Annotated in this window: 10 protein-coding genes and 1 tRNA gene; 3 read left to right on the top strand and 8 right to left on the bottom strand. The window is 39.4% G+C overall.

Annotated features, from left to right (window positions below; all coding sequences use genetic code 11):
• Positions 1-7: 7 nt before the first annotated feature.
• A complete protein-coding gene (locus tag IL355_RS05435; RefSeq protein WP_192461140.1) occupies positions 8-2,239 on the bottom strand; it encodes a S9 family peptidase in 2,232 nt (743 codons plus the stop codon).
• 155 nt (positions 2,240-2,394) lie between these two features.
• On the opposite strand from IL355_RS05435, the gene IL355_RS05430 reads away from it, so the two are divergent.
• Both IL355_RS05430 and IL355_RS05425 read left to right on the top strand, forming a co-directional pair.
• Positions 2,395-3,711 carry a hydroxymethylglutaryl-CoA reductase, degradative gene (locus tag IL355_RS05430; protein ID WP_192461139.1) on the top strand — a complete coding sequence of 439 codons (1,317 nt, stop codon included), beginning with the start codon at positions 2,395-2,397 and terminating at the stop codon, positions 3,709-3,711.
• On the top strand, positions 3,708-4,625 hold the full coding sequence (locus tag IL355_RS05425; protein ID WP_192461138.1) for a GYDIA family GHMP kinase: 918 nt from the start codon (positions 3,708-3,710) through the stop codon (positions 4,623-4,625). The genes IL355_RS05430 and IL355_RS05425 overlap by 4 nt, the downstream gene beginning before the upstream one ends.
• Before the next feature lie 49 nt (positions 4,626-4,674).
• On the opposite strand, the gene IL355_RS05420 is transcribed toward IL355_RS05425, so the two are convergent.
• The 7 genes from IL355_RS05420 to IL355_RS05390 form a co-directional block, all read right to left on the bottom strand.
• Positions 4,675-6,795 carry a peptidylprolyl isomerase gene (locus IL355_RS05420; RefSeq protein WP_192461137.1) on the bottom strand — a complete coding sequence of 707 codons (2,121 nt, stop codon included), beginning with the start codon at positions 6,793-6,795 and terminating at the stop codon, positions 4,675-4,677.
• A gap of 136 nt (positions 6,796-6,931) precedes the next feature.
• Entirely contained in the window at positions 6,932-8,221 is a 1,290-nt protein-coding gene (locus IL355_RS05415) for a hemolysin family protein (RefSeq protein ID WP_192461136.1), read from the bottom strand.
• A 5-nt stretch (positions 8,222-8,226) separates the two neighbouring features.
• Complete coding sequence (locus IL355_RS05410) at positions 8,227-8,427, bottom strand: hypothetical protein (protein ID WP_192461135.1); 201 nt, start codon at positions 8,425-8,427, stop codon at positions 8,227-8,229.
• Positions 8,420-8,977 (bottom strand): LPS export ABC transporter periplasmic protein LptC, encoded by a 558-nt coding sequence (lptC, locus tag IL355_RS05405; protein ID WP_225621119.1) that lies wholly within the window; start codon positions 8,975-8,977, stop codon positions 8,420-8,422. Before lptC ends, IL355_RS05410 begins: the two co-directional genes overlap by 8 nt.
• A 52-nt stretch (positions 8,978-9,029) precedes the next feature.
• Positions 9,030-10,403 carry a hypothetical protein gene (locus IL355_RS05400; protein ID WP_225621118.1) on the bottom strand — a complete coding sequence of 458 codons (1,374 nt, stop codon included), beginning with the start codon at positions 10,401-10,403 and terminating at the stop codon, positions 9,030-9,032.
• Positions 10,404-10,645: 242 nt separating this feature from the next.
• Positions 10,646-11,932 carry a hypothetical protein gene (locus IL355_RS05395; RefSeq protein WP_192461133.1) on the bottom strand — a complete coding sequence of 429 codons (1,287 nt, stop codon included), beginning with the start codon at positions 11,930-11,932 and terminating at the stop codon, positions 10,646-10,648.
• Positions 11,933-12,661, bottom strand: coding sequence for a type III pantothenate kinase (locus tag IL355_RS05390; RefSeq protein WP_192461132.1), 729 nt, complete (start codon positions 12,659-12,661; stop codon positions 11,933-11,935).
• A 112-nt stretch (positions 12,662-12,773) separates the two neighbouring features.
• On the opposite strand from IL355_RS05390, the gene IL355_RS05385 reads away from it, so the two are divergent.
• Positions 12,774-12,846: transfer RNA gene (locus tag IL355_RS05385), tRNA-Phe, on the top strand.

Below are 12,846 nucleotides of genomic sequence, written 5' to 3'. Positions count from 1 at the left end.
ACTATAATTACCCCTTTATCTGTTTTTGCATTTCCGGTTGTTCTTCGCTTTCATAGGAAGCACCTTTTAAATCCCGTAAGTTCTCATTTAGATAATTGGTCATCTTATTGAAAAGATGAATTCGCGTATTACCGCCGTATATCCCGTGATTTTTATCAGGATAAATAGCCCAATCGAATTGCTTGTTGGCTTGGATTAAAGCTTCCGCCATGCGCATGGAATGTTGGGCGTGCACGTTATCATCTCCAGAACCATGAATGAGAAGAAAATTACCTTTTAGCAACTCAGGATAATTAAGTGGTGAGTTTTCATCATATCCAGCAGGGTTTTCTTGTGGTGTTCTCATAAACCGCTCTGTGTAGACCGTGTCATAAAACCTCCAAGTTGTTACCGGCGCCACTGCAATGGCCGTTTCGAAAACATCATTACCTTTCAACAGACTATTTGTAGCCATATGCCCTCCAAAGCTCCAGCCCCAAATTCCGGTACGGCTTTCATCAATGTAAGGCAATTTGCTTAATTCTTTAGCGGCAGCTATTTGGTCTTCGGTCTCGTATTTGACCAAGTTCAAATAGGTCGTTTTCTTGAAATCAGCACCTTTAAACCCGGTTCCCCTACCGTCAACACAGGCAATGATATAACCTTCGGAAGCTAATTGTTGGTGCCAGAAATCTCTGTAGCCCAACCAACTGTTAGATACCGATTGCGACCCGGGACCGCTGTACTGGTACATCAATAGCGGATATTTTTTTGATGGGTCAAAATCTTTCGGCTTGATCATATACATGTTCAAGTCATTGCCATTGATAGAAATGGTCGAGTACTCTCTGGGACTTAACTCATAAGATTTTAATTTCTCCAATAGGGCTTTATTGTTCTTAATTTCCTTAATTTTTTTCCCGTTAATGGCCTTGTGCAAGGTGTATACCGGTGGCGTGGTAGAATTTGAGTAGGTATTGATAAAGTAGGTGAAATCGGCACTAAATGCAGCAGAATTGGTTCCCTCTTCGGTTGCCAGGGCTTTTTTATTCCCTCCACTACTATCTACACTATACACCCCACGGTTGATAGATCCATTCTCTGTAGACTGATAGTAGATTCTATCTTCGTTCTGGTCATAACCGTAGTAGCGGGTAACTTCCCAAGGGCCCTTGGTAATTTGGTTCATCAATTTTCCATCTTGATCGTACAGGTAGATATGATTGTATCCATCTTTCTCGCTAGTCCAAATAAAACTATCATCGGCCAAAAAGGTCAAATTATTGGTTACATCTACATAGGCGTCATCCTTATCTTCTAACAACAAAGAAACTTGATTGTTTTTTGCATTCACCGAATGCAATTTTAAATCGTTCTGGTGTCTGTTCAAAGTCTGTACGCTCAAATAATTAGGGCTGTTCATCCACTTTATACGCGGAATATAATAGGCATCGCCCAAATCTACTTTTGATATTTCCTTTGAACTCACATCCAACATGTGTAAGCTAACCACAGCATTGTCTTCACCGGCCTTTGGGTACTTAAATACCTCTTGGGTAGGATACAGCCCCTGCCCGTACATATCCATTGAAAACTCGGGTACATTGCTTTCATCAAATTTTAAAAAAGCAATTTTTTCTCCATTGGCATTCCAAGCAAACGCCCTTACAAAGGCAAATTCCTCTTCATACACCCAGTCTGTAATACCATTGATTATTTTATTTTTCTCACCATCGGTGGTGATTTGTTCCGTCTTTTTAGAGGCAATTTCAAAAATGTAAAGATTGTTCTCTTTCACATAGGCCACTTTTTTACCATCAGGAGAAAGGGCAGGTTCTTGAATCTTTTCCTCTGAAATTTTGACCAGATTCTTTGATTTCAAATCATACACATAATAAATTCCAAGAGTGGAGTGGCGGTAAATGGACTCCAATTCCGTTGCCAGCAATAGTTGGGATTCATTGGCACTAAATTCATAATCAGAAAAACGGTCAATGGCCGGTAAACTTTTGGAATCCAATAGGGTTTCCACCTTTTTCAAAGTGGTATAATCGTACTTGTCCAAAGAACTGGAACCAGTGGCATAATCGGTATTGAGAACGGTATATTGTTTACCGTTTTTCATGGACCGTAGCGCATCCAGGCCTTCGGTCATGAATTCACCACTGTAGACTTTTTCAACGGTTATTTGCTGATTTTGAGCCGATAAAACGGCTACAAATGCAAAAAGGGAGAACAACGTAGAAACGTACTTTTTCATAACTTGTTATAAATGACAATAAAAGCTCCAAGTTTAGTGATAATTTTACAATTAATTAAACTTTCAAGCCTAAAAAAACGGCTGTAGAGGCCTATTTTCAGGGCAATTGACCACTAAAGCTTATTCGCTATCTTTGCCCCTTGATACTTTAGATTATGAACAAACCGGTAGAGGGTTTCTCTAAACTGACCAAAGACCAAAAAATAGACTGGCTTACAGCCAATTACACCCAGGACCCTGAAAATGCCAAGGCCGTACTTCATCGGTACTGGAATACAGATGCTAAAATTCAGCAACTGCACGATGAATTCATTGAAAATACCATCACCAATTACTATTTGCCCTTTGGCATTGCTCCCAACTTTTTAATCAATGACAAACTGTATGCCATTCCTATGGCCATTGAAGAGAGTTCTGTTGTGGCGGCAGCCAGTAAGGCCGCTAAATTTTGGCTTTCTAGAGGCGGATTCAAAACGACCATTTTGGGTACCGAAAAAATTGGTCAGGTTCATTTTATGTATTCCGGAGACACCGAAAAACTTACAAGTTTCTTTGAATCGGTGAAACCGAAATTAATCAAGGAGGCATCATCCATCACCCAAAATATGGAAAAACGTGGCGGTGGCATTTCCCATATTGAATTGCGGGACCAAACTCAAAAATTGACCAATTACTATCAGCTTCATTGCACATTTGAGACCCTTGATGCCATGGGCGCCAATTTCATCAACTCCTGTTTGGAGAGTTTTGCAAAAACTTTAAAAGAAGAAGCCCAAACCTTTACAGCTTTTACCGAGGAAGAGCGAAACATTGAAGTGGTGATGAGCATCCTATCCAACTATGTTCCTAATTGTGTGGTAAAAGCAGAAGTAAGTTGCCCTGTGGACGAATTTAAAGTAAGCGAGCAAATGTCTTCCCGTCAATTTGCCGAGAAAATGGTGCGAGCGGTCAACATTGCCAAAGTAGAACCTTATAGGGCGGTCACACACAACAAAGGCATCATGAATGGCATTGATGCCGTAGTATTGGCCACAGGTAACGATTTTAGGGCCATTGAAGCGGCAGCCCATGCCTATGCCGCTAAAGATGGCACCTATTCAAGTCTTACCCATGCCAAAATTGAAAACGACACCTTTTACTTTTGGATTGAAATTCCATTGGCCCTTGGCACCGTAGGTGGTCTCACCAGTCTTCATCCATTGGTAAAACTGGCCATGGAAATTTTAGGCAAACCCAGCGCCAAGGAACTGATGCAAATTGTAGCGGTAGCAGGGTTGGCACAGAATTTCGCGGCGGTTCGCTCTTTGGTCACTACCGGAATTCAGGAAGGACATATGAAAATGCACCTACTGAACATCCTTAACCAATTGGGTGCCAATGAAGCGGAAAAAAACACCTTGATAGACCATTTCAAGAAAAACACCGCTACGCACAGTGCCGTAGTGGAGGCTTTTCAAAAGCTAAGGAAATGATCAAAGAATTTTACAGCCACGGAAAGCTATTGATAACCGGAGAATATGCCGTATTGGATGGTGCAAAAAGTTTAGCGTTGCCCACCCGTTACGGACAGAAATTGAAGGTTACCACTATTGAAGCGCCTATGATTCATTGGAGAAGCCTAGATGTGGATGGCGCTGTTTGGTTTGAAACCACGTTTCAGCTGGAAGCCTTAAAAAAACCGTCGGAACAATTTCGAGATTGTGGGGAAGTTGAACAGACATTAGTCAAGCTCCTAAGGGCAGCGAGAAAATTAAATCCTGAATTCCTACAAAATGAACAAGGATTTGAAGTTGAAACCGAATTGGAATTTCCAAGAAATTGGGGCTTAGGCTCCTCTTCTACCCTTATAAATAATTTAGCTCAATGGGCCCAAGTTGATGCCTTTCAATTGCTATGGAACGGCTTTTCGGGCAGTGGTTACGATATTGCCTGTGCGCAAAACAATGGTCCTTTAATTTATCAGGTCCTTCAGAAGCAACCCGTCATAGAGAAGATTGCTTTTCATCCTCCTTTTTATAAGAACCTCTTTTTTGTATATCTGGACAAAAAACAAAATAGCCGAGAAGGTATAGCCCGATACCGGTCCGTCATCGACCAAAAAGACCAACTCTTAAGCGCTGTAAATGAAATTACCAGAGCACTTCTTAAAACACAAAGCTTGGCCGATTTTGAAGCTTTGTTGAACCATCACGAGGAATTGATTTCAAAGACCATTCAACTACCTATGGTAAAATCAGAACTTTTTAAGAACTATTCTGGTAGTGTAAAGAGCTTGGGCGCATGGGGTGGCGATTTTGTGCTCGTTACAGGAAATGAGGAAAGTCCAACATATTTTAAAGAAAAAGGGTATACCACCATTATCCCCTATCAACAAATGATTCTATAAAAAAAGCCCTTCAATTGAAGGGCTTAATCATTCTAGTATTATCCGTTTACTAATAAAATGTAGATCTATTGTCTTCAATTTCAGAAGCATCTTTTAACGCGTTGTATACAGAGGTACTAACCCTAGACTCCCTAGTTGACCTTAGAGTATTGGCGTATGTACTGTAGTTATCCAATTCTGGACCTACTGTCTTCTTGGTAACGCTCAATTTAAAGATACCTGTATTTCCTTCTATAAGTTCTGAAGTTTCTCCTTCACTTAAAGCGTAAGCAGTACCTACTACCGCGGGTTCTGACCCAGCACCAGGAATGGTTGGTGACTTTACATTCAGTGCAGTTGCAGTGGAGACATTTACATTGTTATCCTTTGCCAAATCCTCAAGGGATTTTCCTTGGTTAGCAGCGATAATCTGCGCAGCCTTACGTTCCTTTCTAATTATAGGAAGTACCGTAGGGGAAGCATCCTCAACACTCATTAAACCTTCATCATACTTTTTGGTCAATTGCACTACTGCATAACCACTAGGCAAATCAAATCGTTTGATATCACCCACGCCTGTCTCGCTGTTGAACGCCCACTGTACAATTGCTCTTTGAGCAGATAGACCAGGTAAATTCTCATCGGTCGCATTAATTTTATTCACAGGACGAACGGTGTAGCCCGCTTCTTTAGCCAAGTCTGGAAATGCAGAATCCGAAGAAATTGAATTCATTTCAAACTTGGTAGCATCGGTAAACAAAGTATTAATGGTTTCTTCAGAAGGCTCAATTTCCCTTGCCAAAGTAGCTATTTGGAACAGGTCTCTTTTATCATCAATTTTAATGACATGAAATCCAAAATCCGTTTCCACCATACCTATGGAACCAACATTATTGCCAAATGCAAAATCATTGAAAGATGGAACCATGGTGCCTTCTACAAAATATCCTAAATCTCCACCATTGGGAGCGGAAGGACCATCTGAATTGTCCCTTGCCAATTCTACAAACTTGGCATCCGCTTTTCTGGCCTCTCTCAATAACCTTTTAGCCTCGGCCTCCGCCTCTTCCTTAGTTCTTGTTACTTCAGGATTGGCTCTTTCCGCACCTTCAAAGGCAATTAAAATATGACTTGCCTTTACGGAGCCATTAGCTTTGCGGTTCATCATTTTAGACACCTTAAAATAATCACCGTCCCTATACGGGCCAAAAACTTCCCCTACCTGAAGGGTCATCAACGTATCTGCAAACCTCGCAGGTAATTGATTTTTAGCCTTATAAATAGTATCAAATTTAATATCTGAATGGCGATCCAAGAAAGCCATCATGTCATTGGTTGTCCTGAAACCTTGAATAGTATCATTACGGTCTGTTTGGGAGTTGTACTCAACCGTATCATCCATTAACTTGGTAATGGCATCTTCCACTTCTTTTTCATCCGCGGCAGAAGCTTTTTCCTCAAAATAGACAAACTGAATATCCCTTGCAGGCTCTTGCTTATAATCCTCCTTATGCTCGTTTATATACGATTGGATTTCGCTCTTGGAAACATTTATAGTACTATCTGCAATGGAGGTAAAAGGAACTCTCACATATTTGATGTCTATTTTGTCGTTTGCCAATTTATAATCCAGCTCGCCTTCTTTTAAGGTCGCTCCTACCCCAGCCTTGATCAGATTAAAATACGCTTGTTGTTTGGCACTCTCTATTATTGCCTTTTCATCTTGTAACCACAGGTCATATTGTGCAGGGTTATTCGCCTTTAAATCCGCAATAAACTCCCTGAACTTATTTTGGTCAAAAACCCCGTTTTCATTTAAAAACTGAGGACTTTGGGAATAACCGGGAATGGTTCCTATATAATTTAAGATTTGATCTTGCTCGATATCAATACCCAAATCTTCCAATTGCTGACCTAAAATTGTATTACGAACCTCTTGGTCATACACTTGGTTCACGGTTTGCATGGTAGTTGTATTAGGCCCTGAACGTCTAGATGCCAAATCCACTTTCTGACGAAAATCGTCTATGGATACTTCTTCACCATTAATTTCAGCTATGCTTGAGCCTACTTTGCCACCACTAAAGTCGCTGTTGGTAAATACGCCGGAAATTACAAAGGCGAACAACGCCAAACCAATGATAAGAATTAGTACGGTGGTACGTTTTCTTATGTTCTCTAAAATTGCCATTTAAGGAGTTTTAAAATCAGTGTGCGAAATTAGTATTTTTTTTGGAATATTAAAGATTATAAAGGCCACACCAACAGCATTCTGATAGGTTTTTTATAAGGTAAAGGCCGAAATTAAAATGAAAAACAAATCATTTTCAATCTTTTTCCACGAGTTCAAGGGCTACCAAATCAATTTTGGTATTGGATACTTCCAATATTTTAAAGGAAAAATTACCTAACTGAATCTCTGAATCTTTTTCTGGTATTTCCCCTTTTTGATTTACTATGAAACCGCCCAGCGTTTCATATTCATCACTTTTGGGCAGCTCCAATTTATAGGTTTCATTGAGGTAATCTACCTCCAATCTTGCAGAGAATTTAAAACTGTTATCCTCCAGAACTTCCTCAATCAAATCAGTAGTATCATGCTCATCTTCAATCTCCCCAAACAATTCTTCCACAATATCTTCCACCGTCATAATACCGGAGGTACCACCATATTCATCCAATACCACTGCAATACTTTTTCTTTTTTTGGTGAGAACGTTCAATATATCCTGAATGAGCATTGTTTCCGGAACATACTCTACGGGCAATAAAATACTTTTAATGGTCTTTGGTTTCTTAAACAGTTCATAGGAATGAACATAACCTATGATATCATCAATGGTTTCCTTATAGACCAAAATTTTTGAGTACCCGGTCTCCGTAAAAAGTTTCGCCAAATTTTTAGGAGTTTCATTTTGCTCTACCGCCGTTATTTCTGTTCGAGGCACCATAACCTCCCTTGCCTTTACTTCGGCAAACTCAAGTGCGTTTTGAAAAATCTGGATTTCAGAATCTACTTCATCTTCTTCATTTACCGTTTCCATCTGTTCATTTATATAATCTCCCAATTCCAATTTGGTAAAGGAAAGTTGTACTTCATCCCCATCGGTCTTAAAAAAAGTTTTAAGAATAAAATCGGACACCCAAATCACAAAGTCCGAAATCAAAGAAAACAACAGATAGAACAAATAGGCCGGGATAGCCAAAAACTTCAATAAGTTATTGGCATATATCTGAAAAAGGACCTTGGGCAGGAATTCTGCAGTAAACAATATGATGAGGGTAGAAATTATGGTCTGGGTCAAGAGACTAAAGTCTACCAGGACCACGTGTAAAAACTCACTATTGGCAGGAAGCATTCCCTGAAACCAGGTCATGAGTATATCCCCCATAAAAAAGCCATATACCACAAGTGCTATATTGTTACCAATAAGCATAGTGGCTATAAATTTGGATGGTTTTTTAGTAAGGCGTGTAAGAACTTTTGCCAAAAACCCTTCTTGCTTTTTCTCTATTTCTATATGAATTTTGTTGGCAGAGATAAAAGCTATCTCCATGCCTGAGAAAAAGGCAGAAAACAAAAGGGAAGTTACAACAATAATGATGGCAGTTTCCAAAACTACTACTGGTTATCTCTACTACGTTGTTCAAATTTCTTCCGGTAGTTTCTTCTAAAAAAGAACATACCTATAGAAACCACAGCAAAAAATATAAATAAATAAGCACTCTGCCGATCGGTATTCCAATCGGTAAAAATGCGGTAAAGCGAGAAGAAGCATACCGCCAAATAAAGATACTCCGTATATCTTAAAATCTTAATCATTTGGTTGTTCCTTTAATGTCATTAACCCAAAAGTCTTGTGGGCATTAAAAAAGCTAATATCCTTATTGAAATCCATTCCTTCACCATCCATAATAGTTCCGTCTTCAGGATTGGTAAACTTAAATTTTTCTTGGGTAAAAATCCAATCTTGGTCTTGATCCCAATAAAGTTGCGTTGTTTCCAATTTTTTACCGTCATGACTTTCAATAACCACATTACCCTGCAAATCTATAACATTTGTAGCTGCATATATAATTCCAAAATCGGCCTTGATAATACTCTTCTCTCCAGATTCATTAAAAAAATCAATCACCAAGCCTTTGGGAAAAGTTTGGTAAGGGAACACCAGATTTTCATAATTATTGTTTAACGGACTATTGAGAACGGCAATTACCCTTGAGGTGGCACTATCTTCGGAACCAAGTTGCTCCCTTGCCTCTGTGTAGGTAAGATCAAAATCTTCTGCAATACCTACGGGATACACCAACGGAACCTTTTCTTGGCCAGACCTTTTGTAAGTGTCCTTACAGCTCCAAAAAAGTATTGCCATGGTACAAACCATGGCAATATTCGATAATTTATTTTTTATCCTTTGAGTCATCTTAAAGGCTAGGCACCTTTACGCTACCTCCTACCCAGCAACTAAAGCTAACAGATTTACCTGCCATCCCTGAGTTGAAGATATCCGTCTTGGAAGGAGCCTTGGCTGCATAACTTGCTGCTGCCTGATTGGCCTGAGAACTCAAAGATGGATCTACACGTCCCGCTTGACGGGCCATATCAGCCGCTTTCCAATACATAGCTCTCTTCTCAAAAGTGGAGCTACCACAATCATTGGCACTAGTGGCGTAAAGATTAGCAATCAATAAATATGCCTTACCATTTGCTTTATTGGAGTTAATGGCCATTTGAGCATACTTTCTAGCGGTAGACTTACTACCTTTTCTTTTGTTGATCACAGCAACCTTGTAAGCGATATCCGACTTTTTATAGGGATCGGTCTCCAAGCTCATTGCCTTGTCAAAATCTTCCAAGGCGCCAGAAGAATCTCCATTTTTCATTTTTAAGGTACCACCATAAACATAAGCACTTGCAGAAGGATCCAAAGCCAATTGGGCTTCAAACAATTTTTGGAACAAAGGGTCATCAGTACATTCTTTGTTGAACATTCTACCTACAGCTCTCTTAACCCAGGTTACATCTCCCTTTTTCTCCTCAAAGCTTTTCTCATACAAAGGAATCAAGTTTTCACAATCTGCCAATGCTCCCAATTTAGAATCAACACTTCCTGCTATTTTACCGTAAGATTCAGAGTTGGTTGTAGCTATTTTTAATTTTCTTTTCTCCTTAGAAGTTATGGTTCCTGTAGAATCCTTTGGCAATAATGTGGTAACCACTTGAGTAAGTTTCTGAATTTCTTCATCAATCTTTCCGGTTACATTGTCATAAACATCAAAAACCTCTTGTAACTCTTTGCTACCACCTTTGTGCAAATCTACCAAACTGGAAAAATAGAGATATAGGGCTTTAGGATTCTTAAAGTTCTTGGCGTCATTTTGGAAAGCTCCGTCCAATGTTGCATAGATTTCCTCATCTGAACCCATTTTATTTTCATACATCAATAAAGCCTTATCAATGGCAACTACTGCAGGAGTATACCTTTTGGGGAAGTATTTGGCACTATTGTCATAAAGGGCCATCAAGTCTTTGATGTAGCCATCTTTTTCTGCGCCAGAAGACTTATCGATTTTGTCCTGTAAGATTTTTTCACCTAAGGAAAAGTTTGCTTTGTTAATGTCCGGGCAAGTTTCATATACCATCTTCCAAGGAGTATATGCCGCCTCATAATTCTTTACTTTGGCATGTTCCGCATAAATTGAAAGATTGGTCAAACATTCAGGATTTTGCGCCTGGGCATTGCTAGACACAATGAACCCAAAAAGCATGATTGCAGTAAAGTAAATTTTAGTTTTCATTTGTTCAATTTTATTTGTTTTTCAAAAAGTCAAACACTCGTCGCCGTTGCTCTTGTTACATTTATCTGACGTCTTGCGTTCTAGGTTTTTCAATTTTTGAGGGTCTCAATGTACTAATTTTTTAGCAAGCTTACCCTGTGTTTCCTGTAAATTAAGATACAATGTGTGGTTTTCACACCTGTTTTTCAGCATTCTAAAAATTCATTGCGTTTTTTTAACAAAAAATCAAAAAAACTTTCGGTCTAATTGATCTTGCGCTTGCTAAACCAAACATCATTCAAGGACAACCCAACATTCACTTTAAAATAACTCTCTTCAATTAAATCTGCTGCTGTTGTTCCTCTTCTCCCCAATTCAAATCCAAGGTTTAAATTTGAAAAGCTATTGCCAAGCGGGAGACCTAATCCAAAAGTTATGCCAAAGTCATTTACTTCTTTGTCATTGATGTACATTCCGGTTTTATCCAAACGTACTCCGGCCCTGTAAGTAACTCTTTTTAAATACCCTTCAAAAGAGCTTCGGTTAGGTATGTAATATCCACCTAGAGCTAAAGTAGAGGCATTATCATAGACAAGATTGTCTATTTCCAAGAAAACATTGGAGAAGTCGCTAAGCTTTTGATAACTGTATTCAACGCCTAAAAACCATTTCATGTTTTGGCCATAGCCCAAACCTACTGTTGCCCTTGTAGGTATTTTAACACCGGTTTCCTTTAATCCCTGTGCTTCTAAATTAACATCTACCGCCTCCACATCTGCTTGGGTCAAAAGGGAAAAAGAACCAATTCTCTTCGTATTTCTTGCGGATAGATTGGCCTGTGTATTTATGCGTAAAGATGTATATAACGTATGCTTATCAGTCACCTCCGGAGTATAGTTGACCGCGTAGTTCAAATCAAACCCACCTATTCTAGAACTTCTTTCATCCCTCACTCCATATTGAACATTTTCCGTACTCTGAATTCTGGTGCTCTCTATAGTTCCAAAATTATAGTTTGCTGAAACCCCAATACTAAGGTTTTTCAAAAGCTCATAGCCAACGGAAAAGTATATTTTATTCAATCCGCCTTCCCCAGAATATTCATTGATGACCCTTGAACCTTCCGATCCCCTTTGATCAACAAAATTGTATCCCACGGAGCTGTAAGGCATTACCCCAAAACCAACTCCCAAACCTTTTTTTAAGCTGAAACCTAGGGAGAGATAGTCTAAACTTGTAACGGCACTACTTTCCTGTGCCGTAAAGCTCTCCAAAGTAGTTCGCTTATGCGAAATACCAGCGGTATAGGTAGTAATACCAAAATCCTCACCATAACGCACCCCTAATTTACTATAGGCTGCTGGGTTTTGAAGGTTCACATGTATACTATCGGCATACATGGCAATACCTCCCATCATCTGATTTTCTATGGTAGTGGCCGGACTAAGCTCACCCAAGCCAAAATAAGAATATGGCGAAATGGTTCCGTCTTGCCCATATGCGCCGGATGCGACTAGGCACACTAAAACGTAGAATATTTTTCTGATCATTTAATGCTTGTTGTATTCCAACAGATAGTTTAAACCCCTTAGGAGAAATTTGGAATCCGCAAATATGGTATTTTTTAGCCGTTTTGACAAAAATGGCGCATCGCCTCCTGTTAAAATAACTGTTAAATCTGTAAACCGCCTTTTATACTGATTAATAACACCTTCTATTTCCTGTACCATACCATTGACCACTCCGCTATGAATGCTATTTTCAGTTGAATTGCCAATAAAATCCAATGGTTCTTCGGGCATTAGAAGAGGTAGTTTGGCAGTATGTTCATGAAGTGCATTATATCTCATCTGAAGCCCCGGACCTATGGCCCCGCCCAAATACTCCCCATAATCATTTACCATCTCATAGGTTATACAGGTACCGGAATCAATGACCAAGGTGTTGCCTTTTGGATTTTGATAAAAAGCCGCTGTTGCCAAAGCCATTCTATCCACACCTAAAGTCTGTCTAGTAGCATAGGAATTCTTATAGGGCGTTCTGGAATTGGAAGTCAATTCATGAACATTACAAAAGACCGCGAGCACCCCAAACACCTTTCTATCCATTTTACCAACTGAAGAAATGATCCCATCCTTAATTTTTGGGTAATGGTCGCACACCTCTTTTACTTGCCTTGCCAGTTCATCGGCCTTTATATTTTGATAAAAAATTAAATTCTCCCTATCAAAAACAGCAAGTTTAACTGACGTATTTCCAGCATCTATCACTAGGTTCATACTACAAAGGTCAAAAAAAGGATTTAAACCAATGTCCTTTTTTTTGAGATTTTGTTTGCATATCGAAAAATAGAAATTATATTTGCACCCGCCTAAGCAAAGGCAGTGTATTGGTACCTTAGCTCAGTTGGTAGAGCAACGGACTGAAAATCCGTGTGTCCCTGGTTCGATTCCTGGAGGTACCA

Origin of the sequence: Euzebyella saccharophila, from assembly GCF_014855495.1 — a bacterium.
Lineage (GTDB): Bacteria > Bacteroidota > Bacteroidia > Flavobacteriales > Flavobacteriaceae > Euzebyella > Euzebyella saccharophila.
Note: the sequence above shows the minus strand (reverse complement) of the source record. Positions and strands in the feature narration are given on the sequence as shown.